Raw genomic sequence first — 16,696 nt, 5'->3', positions numbered from 1 at the left:
TAGCCTGGGCGGTGTCGAGGGGGGCTGCCTGGCGCTGGGCATCTACGGTGGCTGCCTGGCGCGTCATCGCTGTCTGGGGCTGCGGGGTGGCTGCGGGTGCCTGGGCTGCAAGCTGCTGCTTGCGATACTCGTCGGGTACGATCTGCGGCAACGCCCTCGGGGTGTTGTCGTCAGCCTTATAAGGTACGGTAATCTTGTCTGCAAATCGCATCTTGTACTGCAAGAAGGCGTTGAAGATGCCTTGGGTGTAGAGGGTGAGCGCTGCATCGGAGTTGAGGAAACGCTCTTCGTCGGGGGTGGATATGAAGCCGAGTTCCAGGAGGCAGCTGGGCATCGACGAGAGACGCAGCACGGCCAGATTGTTCTGGTGGGCGCCGGCATTGATACGTCCGGTGGCGCGGCACACCTCTCGCTGCATGAGTTTGGCAAGCTCCACACTGCGCTCGCGGTTCTTGTCGGCGATAAACTCAAACATGATGTCGCTCTCGGCAGAGTTCTGGTCTATGCCTTTATACACCTGCTTGTAGTCTTTCTCCATCAGGATTACGGAGTTCTCTCGCTTGGCGACATCGAGGTTTTCCATGATGCCCTTGTTGCCGGTGCTGGCTCCACGGCCCAACGTCCAGGTCTGGAAACCACGTGCCGAGCGGCTGCCTTCGACGGCGTTGATATGGAATGACATGAAGAGGTCGGCCTTGTTGCGGTTGGCGATTTCGGCACGGTCTATCAACTTGATAAACACATCACGCTTACGGGTATAGATGACTCGCACATCGGGGCAACGCTCCTCGACCATTCGGCCGAAGGCGAGGGCATAACGCAGGGTAAGCGTCTTCTCATTGGTTACGGCTCCGGGTGCACCAAAGTCGTGACCGCCGTGGCCGGCGTCAATGACCAGGGTAAATCGGCGCCCGTCGGCCATCATCGGGATGGTAAGGAGCGCCAGCAAGAGAGCCAAGACTGTTCGCTTAATCATATCTACATGAATAACAATGCAAAATTAACAAATATTCATCATAAAACCGCCAGCGGCTGTCAAGTTTTATCATTTATTAAGTGTCTTCGGCGCCGTTACCATAAACCCGACGGAGCCATTAGTTTACAGACATGGCCAAACGCAGCCCGAGATGGCCATATTTTTCCTCTGGGGGCATCCCACCACGAGGGCGATGATATACTTTCAAATAGTCATATTTATCATCTTCCCAGACCGAGCCACCTCTAAAACAACGGCCATCTTTGTATGTACTTCTATCCGGTCCTTGGGGATTGGTAGTGGGACTATGGCGATAATAATCATCGTTATGCTTGTCCTGGCACCATTCATTCACATTTCCAGTCATATCATAAAGACCCAGTTCGTTGGGCTTTTTGGTTCCCACCTCTTTCTTGTCACCCAATGAACTCCAAGAATACCGCTTGGCATTACCTGCATGCCATCCTATTTCATCAAGATTGTAGCTTCCGCTATATCTATAACCACGACTGCGCTTGCCGCCACGTGCAGCATACTCCCATTCGGCCTCTGTAGGCAGACGGAAGTGGCGTCCGGTCAATTCGCTTAGCTTCTCTACGAAGTCCTGACAGTCATACCAGTTCACTTGTTCAACCGGATAGTTGTCTCCCGACGGATACTTTGACGGATTACTGCCCATCACAGCGGTCCAAAGCGCCTCGGTGACCTCATACTTGCAGATATAAAACGAGCTGAGGGTAACTTCATGTGGCACATCTTTAGCGTACTCGTCATTCCTATCCCTATCTGGATTACCCATCATATACGTACCGCCCTCTACCAGCACCATATCGGCCATGAGTTTCTTGAGGTGGGAGCGCAGAGGCTCTGCCAGCGAGTTGATGGGGTCTGCCTTCTTCGGATGGGCAGGCTTGGGCCTTACGGCACTTCTGCCGCGACTCTGGGGTTTCCTTACTGTTGGCTTGGGTTTGGTTGCCGCCGGTCTGCGGATAATTCCCTGCGCAGAGACTGTCACTGCGACCAAACACGACATGAGTATAATGATAATCGATTTCATAGATAAAAGTTTTAGTTTGACTTATATGAGAGTGGAAATGAAAGATGGCGTAGGCGCACCGTAGTCCATGACCGCTTGGGGCACCCCCGCCGCAGAGGCTCTGCTCCCGGCGGTAAACATGGTCATCACGCATGCAGATACAGATGACTCGCACATCGGGGCAACGCTCCTCGACCATTCGGCCGAAGGCGAGGGCATAACGTAGGGTAAGCGTCTTCTCGTTACCATAAAACCCGACGGAGCCATTAGTTTACAGACATGGCCAAACGCAGTCCGAGATGGCCATATTTTTCCTCTGGGGGCATCCCAGTATTGCGTGTATATACTTTCAACTCGTCATACTTCTCATCATCACAGAACGAGCCACCTCTAAAGCAACGGTTATCTTTGTATGTACTTCTATCCGGCCCCTGGGGATTAATGGATGGACTATGATGATAATATTCGATGTCTAATTTGTCCTGGCACCATTCACTCACATTTCCAGTCATGTCATAAAGGCCCAGTTCATTGGGCTTTTTGGTTCCTACTTCCCTCTTGTAGTAATGTGCATTACCTACATGCCATCCTATTTCATCAAGAGCGTAGCTACCGCTATATCTATAGCCACGACTACGCTTGCCGCCACGTGCAGCATACTCCCATTCGGCCTCTGTAGGCAGACGGAAGTGGCGTCCGGTCAATTCGCTTAGCTTCTCTACGAAGTCCTGACAGTCATACCAGTTTACTCGTTCAACCGGATAGTTGTCTCCCAACTTATCTCTTGACGGATTACTGCCCATCACAGCGGTCCAAAGCGCCTCGGTGACCTCATACTTGCAGATATAAAACGAGCTGAGGGTAACTTCATGTGGCACATCTTTAGCGTACTCGTCATTCCTATCCCTATCTGGATTACCCATCATATACGTACCGCCCTCTACCAGCACCATATCGGCCATGAGTTTCTTGAGGTGGGAGCGCAGAGGCTCTGCCAGCGAGTTGATGGGGTCTTCCTTCTTCGGATGGGCAGGCTTGGGCCTTACGGCACTACTGCCGCGACTCTGGGGTTTCCTTACTGTTGGCTTGGGTTTAGTTGCTGTTGGCTTGGGTTTAGTTGCTGCCGGTCTGCGGATAATTCCCTGCGCAGAGACTGTCACTGCGACCAGACACGACATGAGTATAATGACAATCGATTTCATAGATAAAAGTTTTAGTTTGACTTATATGAGAGTGGAAATGAAAGATGGCGTAGGCGCACCGTAGTCCATGACCGCTTGGGGCACCCCCGCCACAGAGGCTCTGCTCCCGGCGCTAAGCATGGTCATTGTCAAAGTGGAGTTCCACACCGGCGCCACCCATATTGGTACCCATAGGCGGGTTGAGCTTGGTGAGCCTGATGTCGAGGCTCTTGATAAAGGCGAAGCGACGGAAGATGCGGTCGGCAATGCGGTAAGCCACGCGCTCGAGCAGATTGCTGGGCACCTGCATCTCCTGTTCGAGCACACGGTAGACATCGGCATAGTTGACGGTGTCGAGCACATTGTCGCTGAGCATAGCTTGGTCGACAGGATATTGCAGGCGCACGTCCATCAGATAGTCGTTGCCCACAATACGCTCCTGCGCCTCCACACCGTGATAGGCGTGAAAGCGCAGGTCTTGCAGATAAATATAACTGGAGTTGAGTTTCATCTTAGTGATTGCTATTATTATATATAAGGTGTCAACGATTATATATAAGGCATCAACCGCAACGGCTGGCACCGCAGTTGGTGCAGATGAGGCAGCCCTCCTGGTAGACAAGGGTTTCCTGTCCGCAGGCGGGGCACATCTGTCCCTTGGCCTGGGTGCCATCGGCGATATACTTCTTGAGCGCGCGCTCCACGCCGTTCTTCCAAGTGTTGATGCTTTCATCATTAAGCTGGAGCGAACCCACAAGTTTGATGACGTGGTCGATAGGCATACGGTAGCGCAGCACACCCGAGATGAGCTTGGCATAGTTCCAGTACTCGGGGTTGAACTTCTGAGACAAGCCCTCGACAGTAGTCTTGTAGCCACGCTTGTTTTCAAACTGGAAGTCATAGCGATGGCTGCCGTCCTCGTTGGTCTGCTTGATTATCTTGCCACGGGTGACGGTCTTGGGCAGCACGATACCTTCCTCATCGTCCTGCAGACCGGTGAAGATTTCATAGGGATAGCCGTCGAGCAGTCCTACAAAAGCCACCCACTTCTCGCGGTTGTTCTGGAAGCGCACCACATCGCACACGAGTTCCTTGGGACGGGTCTCGGTGACAGCCGGACGCTGGCAGGGCGAAGCCGCAGCCTCGGCCTGATGGTTCTTCTCCTTCTTCTTGTCCTTCTTGCTTACCGACATCATCACGCCCGAGCGGCTGCCGTCGCGATAGATGGTACAGCCCTTGCACCCGGAGCGCCAGGCTTCGACGTAGAGACGGTTGACGAGAGCCTCGTCGACCTCGTTGGGCAGATTGACGGTCACGGAGATAGAGTGGTCTACCCACTTCTGGATGGCGCCCTGCATCTTGACCTTCATGAGCCAGTCCACATCATTGGCAGTAGCCTTGTAGTAAGGCGAGCGAGCTACCAGCTGGTCTATCTCTTCCTGCGAGTAACGCTTGTGGATATCCATGCCGTTGACCTCCATCCAGGTGAGGAACTTGCGGTGGTAGACGATATACTCCTCGAAGCTGTCGCCTACCTCGTCTACATAGTCCACATGCACGTCGGCGTCATTGGGGTTGACCTTACGGCGGCGCTTGTAGACGGGCATGAATACGGGCTCGATACCCGAAGTGGTCTGCGTCATGAGCGACGTAGTGCCTGTCGGCGCAATGGTAAGACAGGCTATATTGCGACGGCCATACTTGACCATATCGGCATAGAGCTCGGGGTCGGCCTCACGGATGCGTCCGATGAAGGGGTTGGCTTCCTCGCGGTGGGCATCGTAGATGGCAAAGGCGCCACGCTCGCGCGCCATGTCGACCGAGGCACGATAGACGCCAAGGGCGAGGGTACGGTGTACCTCGACGCTGAAGTCGGTAGCCTCCTGGGTGCCGTAGCGCAGGCCCATGGCAGCGAGCATATCGCCCTCGGCGGTGATGCCCACACCGATGCGACGGCCCTGACCGCTCTTGTGGCGTATCTTTTCCCAGAGATGATACTCGGCCTCCTTGACCTCATCGCTCTGGGGATCATGCTTGATTTTGTCCATTATCTGGTCTATCTTCTCCATCTCCAGGTCTACGATGTCGTCCATGATGCGTTGGGCAGCGCGGGCATGACGACGGAAGAGGTCGAAGTCGAAACGGGCTTCGGGGGTGAAGGGGTTGACCACGTAGCTGTAGAGGTTGACACACAGCAGTCGACAGCTGTCGTAGGGACAGAGAGGTATCTCGCCACAGGGATTGGTACTCACTGTGCGGAAGCCGAGGTCGGCATAGCAGTCGGGGATGCTCTCGCGGAGAATGGTATCCCAAAAGAGCACACCTGGCTCGGCGCTCTGCCATGCGTTGTGTACTATCTTCTCCCACAACTGGCGGGCATTGATGGTCTTTGTCATCATCGGCTGGTCGCTGTCGATGGGGAACTGCTGTACATAGTCGCTCCCGTCGACGGCTGCCTGCATGAAGGCGTCGTCGAGCTTCACGCTCACGTTGGCGCCAGTCACCTTGCCCTCGGTCATCTTGGCGTCGATAAACGCCTCAGAGTCCGGGTGCTTGATACTCACCGAGAGCATCAGCGCTCCACGGCGTCCGTCCTGCGCTACCTCACGTGTAGAGTTGGAGAATCGCTCCATAAAGGGCACCAGTCCGGTAGAGGTGAGGGCAGAGTTGTTGACGGGAGAGCCCTTGGGGCGCAGCTGGCTCAGGTCGTGACCCACGCCGCCGCGGCGCTTCATGAGCTGCACCTGTTCCTCATCGATGCGCATGATGGCGCCATAAGAGTCGGCATCGCCGTCGAGGCCTATCACAAAGCAGTTGCTCAGCGAGGCCACCTGATGGTTGTTGCCGATGCCCGTCATGGGGCTGCCGGCAGGCACTATGTATCTGAAATGGTCTATCACATCGAACACCTCCTGGGCGCTCATCGGATTGTCATAGTTGTTCTCTATTCGCGCGATCTCATTGGCTATTCGCCAGTGCATATCTGTGGGCGTCTGCTCATAGATGTTGCCCGCGCTGTCTTTCATGGCATACTTGTTGACCCATACTCGGGCTGCCAGCTCATCGCCGTCAAAGTAGGCGAGCGTGGCACGGTATGCTTCATCGTAAGAATATGTTTTCAGTTCGCTCATAACAAGTTGGATAATTATTATAATATGTCGGACTACAAAGCTACTACATTTTTTCAACATGAGCGAGCGTTTTCATGGAATTTTTCATAAAAGAAATCGATTATTTGTTTTCCGTTTTGGAAAACTTTAGATAACTTTGTCGCAGAAAAGTTTTCCAAAAAGATGACACAGTTTACTTCCAGGCGTTCCATACGCCGCTATACCCAGCAGCCCATTGACGAGGCGCTGCTCCATCGGCTGCTCAGCGATGCCGAACGTACCCAGACGATGGGCAACCTGCAACTATATTCGGTCGTAGTGACCCGCAGCGACGAGATGAAGGCGCGGCTCGCTCCCGCCCATTTCTCCCAGCCTATGGTGACCCAAGCCCCCGTGGTGCTCACCTTCTGTGCCGACTACAGGCGCACCACCCTGTGGGCAGAGCAGCGACAGGGCCATCCCGGATACGACAACCTGCTGAGTTTCATCAATGCCGCCACCGACGCACTGCTCTACTGCCAGACCTTCTGCAACATGGCAGAGGCCGAGGGGCTGGGGCTCTGCTTCCTGGGTACCACCGTCTACTGCCCCGAGGCCATCATCGACACCCTGCAGCTGCCCCCGCTGGTATTCCCCGTCGCCACCATCACTCTGGGTTGGCCCGACGAGCATCCGGCGCAGACCGACCGTCTGCCGTTGAGCGCCATCGTGCACGAGGAGACCTACGCCGACTATACGCCCGAACGCATCGACGCCGCCTATGCCGAGAAGGAAGCCACCGAGGAGAACCGCCACTTCGTGGAAATCAACAACGTGCAGACCCTCGCCCAGATATTCACCGACATCCGCTACACGCGCAAGGACAACGAGGCCATCTCTGCCACGCTCATCAAGGCGCTACGCCGACAGGGATTTCTCGACGACAGCCAGCCATAACCCAAACCCAGCACCCCACCCCACAAGACACGGGCAAGCCTCTATCCACAGAGACTTGCCCGTGTCTGCTGTTATAGGGAACAGCAGCAGGCGGCAAGGCTGCCAAGGCTGACGGCAATCCATGCATAGTCTTACGCCAAGCCATATCGGTCGCGCCCGAAGCCCATTGACTCGCGCCCGAGAGCTCTTGGCTGGCTCGTATCAGAAGGTACGAGGCCACGTAACGAAAGGCACGGACCCACGTTTCAAACGACACGAGCCCTCGTTTCAATCGATACGAGCCGCCAGAGTTACCCTCCAGCACAGACAAGTTACCCACCAGACCGCCGGAGATAATCTCTGTACTCAAGTGATGACCTTGTGAAAGAAGGAGTATACTAACGGGAATGGCGGAAGCAAATCGGGGCGCGCTGCCGAGGCCCTCCGCGCAACCTGAAGTACGGGATAAAATGCAGAACGCAAATGCCACGGGGGTGGGCATTTGCGTTCTGACTGTTATAGTAAGTTCTGATTCTGCGTATGTCGTGGCCTTAACTGCGGCTGATCTGAAGACCCTTGTCGCTGAGCGACATATCGACGAAGCGGGCATTGGCATTGATACGGTTCTCACGGAGAATCTGCTTGATGCGGGCTGCAGCCTCGGGGTCTTTAGCCACCATGTAGAGGTAACCACCTCCACCGGCTCCGGGCAACTTGTAACCGAGGCAGAGGTCATCGATGAGCGAGGTAAGGCGAGCCACCTCGGCAGGGTTGGTACCGCTGTCGAGCAGCTGGTTCTGCTGCCAGGTCTTGCGGACCAACCGGCCCATCTCATCGAAGTTCTCGCGCTGGATGGCTTCAAACATATCGATGGTATGTTGCTTCATCTCGCGGAGCAACGCCAGTTCGTCGTGCTGGTTGAGGAACATGCGGCGCACAATCTCTGCCAGTATCTTCTTGGCGGTGCGGGTGATGCCCGTATAGTAGAGCAGATGACACGCGCGGTACTCGGGCTGGGTGTAGAGAGATGACGGCAACCAGCGCACTACTGGGTTCTGGTCAAAGCCCTTGCCCGTCTGCAGCAGCTTGATGCCCTGGAGCAGACCGCCAAACTGGTCTTGCCATCCGCCGCCAGTGGTAAGGAGCTGTTCGAGCACAAGGGTGCGGCGGCCAATCTCGTTCTTGTCCCACATGAGACCACAGAAGTCGTTGATGGCACTAAGTACGGTCGACGCCAAGAGGCTGCTCGTGCCCAAGCCCGACCCTGCGGGAATAGCAGAGAGCAGCGTCACCTCGATACCACAGCCGAAGGCGGCAAGCTGCTGCGCCAACGACTGATACTGCTCAGCCGAATACTCGGGCAGGAAGCCCGCCAACGCCAGTGCAGCTTTGGGTATTGAGAACGGACTGCCCACATGGTGGAAGTCGCGCAGCTCTTCAAAAGTGGTGATGACCTCAGAAGCGCCGAGGTCGATACTGCGCAGGATGATATGATGGTCGCGGCAGGGCTTGACATAAGTCTGCAGAGGCGGCTGACCATTGAGCTCGATGGCGAGGTTGATGACATTGCCGCCCTCCATAAGGCAGAAGGGAGGGGTGTCGGTCCAGCCACCGGCGATGTCGATGCGCACAGGGCTGCGACCCCATACTATCTGGTCGGAGTAGACCGAGAGACGGGGATGCTGCTTCTGGGCGAGCACGGTCTGGGTGAGGCCTTCGCGCAGCAGACTGAAGGCGCGGCCCTCGCTCTCGGAGCCGTCCTTACCATTGAGTCGCTGCAACTCGGAGCGGAACATGGCATCGTGGATGCGGGTGAGCAGAGGCTCGTCGGCAGGCAGAGGTGTAGGCTCGGCTATGTGGTTGGCGGCAAACTCATGGGCGGCATCGTCGAGGTCTACCTGGTAGAACACGCTGTGGGCGTAGTTGTGGGAGAGGAACGACCAGTTCTGCGCACGGTTTTCCCTGCGCTGCTCGACGAGACGACGCAGATTGGCCTGGGCCGAAATCTCGTCGGCGCTGAGACGCTGGGCCTCGTTCCATACCACGCGGCCACCCTGCTGATAGGGCTCGTTGAGCATCCATCTCAGCACAAGGCCGGCGTCGTTGATATTGTCGACCACGGGGAAGATGCGGGCCGACTGCAGGTCGTCCTTGCCCTCGATGGCGGCGGCATCGATGCCGCGCTCTTCGGCCCAGCGGGTGAAAGGTTCACCCAAGTATTCGGTCACACCATCGGTGATGTCGCCGCGGAACTTGTCGTTGAAACCATAGGGGCGTATGGCGTAGCTCTCGTCGCCGATGGGCACGATGTCGACACACTGGCCGGGACGGAGTTCTATCTTCCACTGGTTGCGGGGCACACCAGTGATGATATTCTCATGGGCTATGGTCCACTGGGCGCTCACACAGCTGTTTTCAATCCAGAGGTTCTGGTTGTGTTCGGTAATCTTAATCTCCACTTCAGAGTTCTGGGTGAACATGGAGGGATGGGGCTTGAGCGAATGGTGCATAATCTCGCGCTGGTCGTTGACGATATTCTGGATGTCAAGCATAGACGAGACTATCTCATGCGACGTACCGAAGTGATAGAACTCTCCGCCGGGCAGAGGCAGTATGGCCACCTTGAGGTCGTTGACCTCGGGGTCGTCGATGGTGGGGTCGGTGCCGAGACTGCAGCCAAACTCGCCGTACATGTCATAGTTGGTCACCTCGCCGTCGCGCATAGAGCGGCGCATGAGCACCTTGACGGCGCGGTCTGACAACAGCCACACGCCGATGTCGGTCAGATAGAAATGCTCTTTCTGCAGCTGACCCAGCGTCTGCATCGATGGCTTCTGAAGCATACACTTGAGCTGGGTGGGAGTCTGGCGGGAAGAGACAAAGACGCCGTGGTCCTTGGCTATTTCGGGTCCGAGCCACAGGCCATAGCACACCACGTCGGCATCGGGGATGGGCTGGAGCGCCTGGGTAGCGCGGATGTAGACATCGCCGCTGACAATCATCGTGCGCAAACCCTCGGGCGCCTGGTTCATGATGCGCTGATAGAGGGGCACCTGCAGGGAGAGCAGGTCTTGAGACAGGCGCTGGCCGCGCTCCCATCTGAACACGGGAATGGGCGTGAGTATCTTGCCCGAAGGGGCGTATGAGGGCAGTCTTCGGCTCTGTCCGCCGGCATGGAGCAGCAGACGACGGTCGGCAGCGAGCCACTCGTCGAAGCTACGGCCATTGCCATGGGCTTCGTAGCACGCCTGGAGCAGCCAGGTGGTGCCGCCACCCGAGCCGAGCTTGCGGCCCACGGGGTCGTTGGTGCAGAACCATTCGGTATCAGACAGACCGGTTATGTCATGGAAACATCCCACCAGATTGGGGGGCAGGGAGAGCAGTTTCTTCATATCTTATAGAGTATTAATGTGTCGTTTGATTATTCTTCTTGCGGCGCCAGGTGTCGTAGAGTCCGCCCACGATGATGAGCAGCAGCACCACATAAGCCACATAGGCTATGGTCTCAGTGGTATCGACGCTCTTGGGGAAGAAGGCGAGCTTGACCTGATGCTTGCCGGCAGGCACGCGGAGCGCGCGCAGGATGTAGTTGACGCGGCCCAGCTCGGCAGGCTGTCCGTCGATGGTGGCGGTCCATCCGGGATAGTAGACCTCGGAGAAGACGAGCACGCCGCCCTTGTCAGAGCTTACCTCGTAGGTCAGCTGGTTGGGCTCATAGGCGAGGAGTTTGGCCACAGAGTTCTTGTCTTGCGCCACAGCCTCGCCCAGCACGTCGGCAAAGCGCTTGTCGGCCACAGCCTCGTGGCGCAGGTCAATCTGGCCTATGCGCTCTATCTCCTGGTTGGCGTTGTCGGCAAAGGTGAGCCGGTCTACAAACCATGCGTTGCCGTAGGCATAAGGATTGAGCAGAGGCACGGTCTGTCCGCCCTGCAGGGGGACGATGATATACTTGGTGTTGAGCATATTGAGCACGGGGAAGAGCGAGTCGCCGTTGACGCGGGTCATGTCGCCGTCGCTGTCGGCCACTGCCTTCATGATACGCGACATCTGGGGATTGATGTAAGCCTCTATCATCTCCTGGTAGCGGCGCAGCTTGGCGGCATGATAGCCTCCGATGCTCTTGTGGTAGTAAGAGGTCTCGTTCTCGTTGAAGGTATTGGTGGCGAGATTGAGCACACGATAGTCCAGACCCTTGTCCTTGAGGATGAGCTGGTCGGTGTGGCTCATGGGCTGGGGTGCCTCGCGCACGCTCTTCTCTACAAACATGCCGTCATTGAGGTAGCGCTTGTTGACCTGCCACATGTCTACCAGGCAGAGCACTCCCACGCCGGCAATCATGTAGGCAGCCTTGAGCTTGTTGATGCGGTAGAGCAGCAGCATCACCACGCCCACGGTAACAATCCAGAACGAGCGCCAGCAGTCGGCGGTCATCACGGCCTGACGCATCTCGGTGAGATTGGCCATAAGGGCGTGACGATACTCGTCGGGTACCTGGCCGAGCGCCACACGCTCGGACGAAGAGATGAAGTCGTTGAAGAAGAAGCCGGGCATGAGGGCGAAGAGCAGAGCCACGCCGGCGGTGAGGCCGAAGCTCACGTAGACCCAGCGCATATTGCGGGTGAGCACCTGCGGGTCTTCCACGATGCGGCGCAGCGCCATCATGGCGAGCAGAGGGATGGTAAACTCGGCTATCACAAGGATAGACGCCACGGTGCGGAACTTGGCGTAGAGGGGCACGTAGTCGAGGAAGAAATCGGTAAAGGGCATGAAGTTGCGACCCCACGAGAGGAGTACACTCAGCACGGTGGCTGCGAGCAGAGCCCACTTCATGGGCCCCTTGACGATGAAGAGACCGAGGACGAAGAGCATGAGCACAAAGGCACCCACGTAGACGGGGCCGCTGGTACCGGGCTGCTCGCCCCAGTACTGTCCTATCTGCTGGTAGATGGGGTAGAACTCAGGGTTGGCCTTCTCCATAGCGGTCTCATTGGCTGCGAGGGGCACAGAGGCGCCTCCCTTGACATTGGGGATGAGCAGCGTCCATGTCTCGTCGATGCCGTAGCTCCACTGGGTGATGTAGTCGCGGTCCAGTCCACTGCTGGTCTGGTTGGCGGCGTTCTTCTTGACCAGCTCGCTCTTTCCGCGCATGCTCTCCTGGCCATACTGCCAGGTGTGGTAAAGGTTGCTCAGATTGATGCAGATGCCCAGCGCGGCGCCCACGAAGCAGACGGCGGTGGCTTTGGCAAAGCGGTCGAGGCGGTGGCTGCGGATGGCCTCAACGAGGAAGGCTATCACCATGAAGAGGATGATGAACAGATAGTAGTAGGTCATCTGCACGTGGTTGGCCTTGACCTCAAAAGCGGTGAAGATGGCTGTGAGCAGCAAGCCGCTCAGGTAGCGTCCGCGATAGGCCAGCACCACGCCGGCAATCATGGGCGGCAGATAGGCCAGCGCCATCACCTTCCAGATGTGGCCCGCGGCGATGATGATGAAGAAGTACGACGAGAACGCCCAGATGATGGATCCCAGCACAGCCAGCTCCTTGCGGAAGTCGAAGGCGCGCAGCAGGATGTAGAAGCCCAAGAGGTAGGCAAAGACGTACCACACATTCTCGGGAAGCCACAGATGGTAGGCGTCCATGACCTTCTGCAGACCGTTGGTACTCGAATACGACGGCGCAGTCTGATAGGTGGGCATGCCGCTGAATGTGGCGTTGGTCCAGCGCGACACTTCGCCGGTGCGGGCGTGATATTCCGACTGCTCCTGACCAGCTCCGCGACCCGCCGACGAGTCGTGGCGGTAGAGGATGCGGCCGTCAAGGTCGGCAGGCATGAAATAGACAAACGCTATCAGCGCAAACAAAACTACTGCGGCTGCATCGAGCCAGTATTTCTTCAGTATATTCATTGTTGTTGGTATTGTTTACTCCTCGCCCGTTAAGGGCTGTAAGTATTAATGTATTATAAATCGCTGCAAAGATAATGAAAATATGAGAATAAGCCAACATAATCGGCAATTAACGTGACTTTTGCCCTTCTGCCGGCGGCCTGGCGAGCATCCGCTGCCACCGTCGGCGTGGCGGCAGGGGCGACGGGCGGCGACGGCTACCTGTCGGCGAGCAGTTTGTCCATCAGCCGTGGCATGGCGTAGCCCTCGCGCTCGTCGGGGGTGGCCCAGCGATATTCCTTCAGCAGCTGCTCTATCGGCGGGAGGCCATAGGGCAGCGGCTCATGGTCTGTCAGACGGGTGGCATCGATACGGATGAGCTGGGCATAGATGGTCTGGTGGGTGAGCACATGCTTGACCACGCGCCCGGCATCGTCGAGCGACGCGGCGTCGCCCTCTACGAGCACAGGTTCCCACAGCGAGCGCCAGATGTCATCGGTGCCACGGCGGTGGAAGAGCACCTCGTGCGCGCGCGTAATATAATAATAGGTGAAGTAGCGGTCGCGTTGCTTCACGCGGCCCTCCTTGACGGGGAAGGAGGCCGTCTGCCCGAGGCGGCGAGCCTCACACATGTCGGCAAATGGGCAGCTGCCGCAAGCGGGACCTTTGGGTTTGCACTGCAGGGCGCCAAAGTCCATCATGGCCTGGTTCCAGTAGCCTGCCTCGTCGGTCGGGCAGAGCGCGTCAGCCAACTGCTGAAACTCGTGCTTGCCCTGGGTAGAGTCGATGGGAGTAGAGATGGCGAAGATGCGGGCAAGGATGCGATAGACATTGCCGTCGACGGCGGCATGGGGCAGCCCGAATGCCATCGAGGCGATGGCGGCTGCGGTGTAGTCGCCCACGCCCTTGAGGCGGCGTATCTCCTGATAGGTATCGGGAAAGGCTCCGCGCTCCACTATCTGCCGCGCTGCGGCGTGGAGATTGCGCGCCCGCGAGTAGTAACCCAGTCCTTGCCACAGCTTGAGCACCTCGTCTTCGCTGGCGGCCGCCAGGTCTGCCACGGTGGGATAGGCGTGCATGAACCGCAACCAGTACTTCGTGCCCTGGCTGATGCGTGTCTGCTGGAGGATAATCTCGGAAAGCCAGATGGCATAGGGGTCGCCGCATCCGCGCCAAGGGAGTTCGCGCCAGTGGCGATGAGCCCACTTGAAGAGAGCGGCCGAAAATGCTTTATTGTCCATAATCGTCACAAAATTACGCATTTTTTTCACCTTACTGGCGGCTTTCTCGCTTTTTCTGCCTATCTTCGCAGCAAATAATCAGAAAACCATCAAGCGTATGACCACCACCCTCTTCTCGCGCCCGCTATGGGCCATAACCCTCATGTCGGCTCTCGTGCTGACTGGTTGCAAACCCAAGACTTCGGCTGCCGACGCCACACCGCAGGAAAAGCGGGCGGCAGCGGCTCTGGCCCAGCCTGCCACGGAGCAGGAAATCAAGACGCGCTGTATCTCGATAGAGCGCGCCATAGACATAGCCGACCTCATAGAGACGAGCGGCACGGCGGTGAAGGGACTGCGCGAGGCTGGGAAGGTGGACGAGATGATGGGCGAGATGGGCTATGTGCGCAGCGCCATCAACGAAATCTACCAGGTGGGACGCGCCACCATCTACACCCAGGGCTGCGACGCCGACGAGATGGGGAGCATGGTCAACGTAAGTAGCGACAAGGCCACGCTCATAGCCATAGCCGGTGCAGGTCAACCTGCCACGGCTCCGCTCGTGAGTATTTCGATGACCGACGAAGAGGTGTGGAACAAGCTGCGCCACGAGATGGGCGCGCTGGGATTCCAGGGTCCTGAAGGCGAGTTGTCCAACGGCCACGGCTACAAGATTTTCGCCGACCGCTTCTTGAGCGGCAACGGTTTTGTCATCCACTTGAGCAGAGAGCAGTGAGCCGATGACAGAAGCATGAGTAGCCCATCGTGGACGCTACGCACCCCTGGCAACTCTGTAGGAGTTGCGCTTCCCCAGCCCAGGGTTGAGGCGTGCAGCGCCTCTACCCATGACGGCGGTATTATTAGCCCATCGTGGACGCTACGCACCCCCGGCAACTCTGTAGGAATTGCTGCTTCCCCAGCCCAGGGTTGAGGCGTGCAGCGCCTCTACCCTGGGTATTGATACAAAAAAGGATAGCAACGCTGTAAGTGTTGCGCTTAGCCGAAGGCGTTATTCTCAACCTGATAATATCCACCTACCCATTCCTACTCATTATCCTGCTGCGGGTAACGCCTACGGCTAATCGCAACTCCTTCAGAGTTGCCACATTACTTATGCTGCACCCAGGGTAGCTGGCTGCGCCCGCAACCCTGGGCTATGAAATCGCAACTCCTACAGAGTTGCTACTGCTTGTGGAGGTTCCGAGTAGGAGCCCCTCCCCTGCCCCTGTATGGAAGTCCAATTTTGCTGTGTTTAAGGTGATTGTATGACACTCATTCGCCTTGGAAACGGCTGGAATGGGGCCTCTTATTGGCTTCTTCCCCTTGGGATTTTCTGGAATGGGGCTTGCAGGCGGACGCTACGCATCCAACGACAACTCTGCCGAGCATGCAAACAAATGGAAGGCGAAGCATGAAACGGGAAATGCAAACGCGGAAATAGTGGTATCGGTGCATGAAACCGTAAAATCAAACCACGAAATGAGCGCCGAGGGCATGGGCAGGACTTTCTGCCCTACCCCGAAGATGGCGACAGCCGTGGCGGGGCATCCCGACATGGTCAATATGGGTACGGAGGCGGCGGTTAGGGTTATTTAACTATTATTTAGGCCCACATATAGGCTTATTGGCGTAATTTTGCAGAACAAATTAAAGACAGAGATTATGAAGATAGCAATAATCGTGGCTATGGACAAGGAGTTTGCCCAACTGGCAAAACTGCTGGACCACGCCACGACCACAGAGCATCACGGCAGAACTGTGGTGACGGGAGAGATGGGGCGCCACACACTCATACTGCAACAGAGCGGCATAGGCAAGGTCAACGCTGCCATCTGCACGGTGGAGATGATAAACCGCTACAAGCCAGAGCTGGTGATATCGACCGGCGTGGCTGGCGGCGCCGACCCCACACTCGACGTGCAGAACGTGGTGGTGGGCACCGAATATGCCTATCACGATGTGTACTGCGGCGACGACAACGACTACGGTCAGGTGCAGGGCATGCCGACACGCTATAGTGCCGCTGCATGTGTGGCAGAAGCCATAGACAGCACCATGGCAGAGAGCGAGGTGACGCTGCGCAAGGGTCTCATCGTGAGCGGAGACTGGTTTGTGAACAGCCGCGAGAAGATGCGCGAAATCATGGGCCACTTCCCCGAAGCCCAGGCTGTGGATATGGAGAGCTGCGGCATCGCCCAGACCTGCCACATCTATGGCGTGCCCTTTGTCTCGATGCGCATCATCAGCGATGTGCCGCTGCGCGACGACAAGGCTGCCATGTACGTGGACTTCTGGGACCGTCTGGCCGACAACTCATTCGGCGTGACGCGCCGCTTCCTCGACAACATAAGATAAACCACAACAAGAGAAAT

At 57.0% G+C, this 16,696-nt stretch carries 12 protein-coding genes; 4 read left to right on the top strand and 8 right to left on the bottom strand.

Features of this window, described 5'->3' with window-relative positions; all coding sequences use genetic code 11:
* The 5 genes from CIK94_RS10220 to CIK94_RS10200 form a co-directional block, all read right to left on the bottom strand.
* The coding region (locus CIK94_RS10220) for an N-acetylmuramoyl-L-alanine amidase (protein WP_094422961.1) at positions 1 to 976 on the bottom strand (976 nt) is incomplete at its 3' end.
* A 118-nt stretch (positions 977 to 1,094) separates the two neighbouring features.
* Entirely contained in the window at positions 1,095 to 2,033 is a 939-nt protein-coding gene (locus tag CIK94_RS10215) for an SUMF1/EgtB/PvdO family nonheme iron enzyme (RefSeq protein WP_094422959.1), read from the bottom strand.
* A gap of 245 nt (positions 2,034 to 2,278) precedes the next feature.
* Positions 2,279 to 3,214, bottom strand: a complete 936-nt coding sequence (locus CIK94_RS10210) for an SUMF1/EgtB/PvdO family nonheme iron enzyme (protein WP_094422957.1) — start codon at positions 3,212 to 3,214, stop codon at positions 2,279 to 2,281.
* A gap of 112 nt (positions 3,215 to 3,326) precedes the next feature.
* A complete protein-coding gene (folB, locus tag CIK94_RS10205; protein WP_094384465.1) occupies positions 3,327 to 3,704 on the bottom strand; it encodes a dihydroneopterin aldolase in 378 nt (125 codons plus the stop codon).
* A 52-nt stretch (positions 3,705 to 3,756) separates the two neighbouring features.
* On the bottom strand, positions 3,757 to 6,324 hold the full coding sequence (locus CIK94_RS10200; protein ID WP_094384467.1) for an adenosylcobalamin-dependent ribonucleoside-diphosphate reductase: 2,568 nt from the start codon (positions 6,322 to 6,324) through the stop codon (positions 3,757 to 3,759).
* 162 nt (positions 6,325 to 6,486) lie between these two features.
* On the opposite strand from CIK94_RS10200, the gene CIK94_RS10195 reads away from it, so the two are divergent.
* The gene (locus tag CIK94_RS10195; protein WP_094388605.1) at positions 6,487 to 7,239 is read left to right on the top strand and encodes a nitroreductase family protein; all 753 of its coding nucleotides are present in this window, start codon (positions 6,487 to 6,489) and stop codon (positions 7,237 to 7,239) included.
* Positions 7,240 to 7,769: 530 nt separating this feature from the next.
* On the opposite strand, the gene CIK94_RS10190 is transcribed toward CIK94_RS10195, so the two are convergent.
* From CIK94_RS10190 to mutY, 3 genes are all read right to left on the bottom strand, one after another.
* Complete coding sequence (locus CIK94_RS10190) at positions 7,770 to 10,610, bottom strand: bifunctional fucokinase/fucose-1-phosphate guanylyltransferase (protein WP_094422955.1); 2,841 nt, start codon at positions 10,608 to 10,610, stop codon at positions 7,770 to 7,772.
* 13 nt (positions 10,611 to 10,623) lie between these two features.
* Positions 10,624 to 13,125 carry a YfhO family protein gene (locus CIK94_RS10185; RefSeq protein WP_094384473.1) on the bottom strand — a complete coding sequence of 834 codons (2,502 nt, stop codon included), beginning with the start codon at positions 13,123 to 13,125 and terminating at the stop codon, positions 10,624 to 10,626.
* Between the two features lie 197 nt (positions 13,126 to 13,322).
* Positions 13,323 to 14,345, bottom strand: a complete 1,023-nt coding sequence (mutY, locus tag CIK94_RS10180) for an A/G-specific adenine glycosylase (protein WP_094422953.1) — start codon at positions 14,343 to 14,345, stop codon at positions 13,323 to 13,325.
* A 97-nt stretch (positions 14,346 to 14,442) separates the two neighbouring features.
* Here mutY and CIK94_RS10175 point away from each other — a divergent pair, with 97 nt between their 5' ends.
* From CIK94_RS10175 to CIK94_RS10165, 3 genes are all read left to right on the top strand, one after another.
* Positions 14,443 to 15,060, top strand: a complete 618-nt coding sequence (locus tag CIK94_RS10175; RefSeq protein WP_094422951.1) for a hypothetical protein — start codon at positions 14,443 to 14,445, stop codon at positions 15,058 to 15,060.
* Between the two features lie 560 nt (positions 15,061 to 15,620).
* Positions 15,621 to 15,920 carry a hypothetical protein gene (locus CIK94_RS10170; protein ID WP_094422949.1) on the top strand — a complete coding sequence of 100 codons (300 nt, stop codon included), beginning with the start codon at positions 15,621 to 15,623 and terminating at the stop codon, positions 15,918 to 15,920.
* 66 nt (positions 15,921 to 15,986) lie between these two features.
* Positions 15,987 to 16,679 (top strand): 5'-methylthioadenosine/adenosylhomocysteine nucleosidase, encoded by a 693-nt coding sequence (locus CIK94_RS10165; RefSeq protein WP_094422947.1) that lies wholly within the window; start codon positions 15,987 to 15,989, stop codon positions 16,677 to 16,679.
* Positions 16,680 to 16,696: the final 17 nt, after the last annotated feature.

Origin of the sequence: Prevotella sp. P4-51 (genome assembly GCF_002251455.1) — a bacterium.
Lineage (GTDB): Bacteria > Bacteroidota > Bacteroidia > Bacteroidales > Bacteroidaceae > Prevotella.
This window is presented reverse-complemented; position numbering and strand designations above follow the sequence as displayed.

Bases quoted from the DNA above. Each gene is read 5' to 3' on its own strand.
- CIK94_RS10195 (WP_094388605.1), top strand. From the start codon at position 6,487: ATGACACAGTTTACTTCCAGGCGTTCCATACGCCGCTATACCCAGCAG.
- CIK94_RS10170 (WP_094422949.1), top strand. From the start codon at position 15,621: ATGGGGCCTCTTATTGGCTTCTTCCCCTTGGGATTTTCTGGAATGGGG.
- CIK94_RS10215 (WP_094422959.1), bottom strand. From the start codon at position 2,033: ATGAAATCGATTATCATTATACTCATGTCGTGTTTGGTCGCAGTGACA.
- CIK94_RS10200 (WP_094384467.1), bottom strand. From the start codon at position 6,324: ATGAGCGAACTGAAAACATATTCTTACGATGAAGCATACCGTGCCACG.
- CIK94_RS10175 (WP_094422951.1), top strand. From the start codon at position 14,443: ATGACCACCACCCTCTTCTCGCGCCCGCTATGGGCCATAACCCTCATG.
- folB (WP_094384465.1), bottom strand. From the start codon at position 3,704: ATGAAACTCAACTCCAGTTATATTTATCTGCAAGACCTGCGCTTTCAC.
- mutY (WP_094422953.1), bottom strand. From the start codon at position 14,345: ATGGACAATAAAGCATTTTCGGCCGCTCTCTTCAAGTGGGCTCATCGC.
- CIK94_RS10165 (WP_094422947.1), top strand. From the start codon at position 15,987: ATGAAGATAGCAATAATCGTGGCTATGGACAAGGAGTTTGCCCAACTG.
- CIK94_RS10190 (WP_094422955.1), bottom strand. From the start codon at position 10,610: ATGAAGAAACTGCTCTCCCTGCCCCCCAATCTGGTGGGATGTTTCCAT.
- CIK94_RS10210 (WP_094422957.1), bottom strand. From the start codon at position 3,214: ATGAAATCGATTGTCATTATACTCATGTCGTGTCTGGTCGCAGTGACA.
- CIK94_RS10185 (WP_094384473.1), bottom strand. From the start codon at position 13,125: ATGAATATACTGAAGAAATACTGGCTCGATGCAGCCGCAGTAGTTTTG.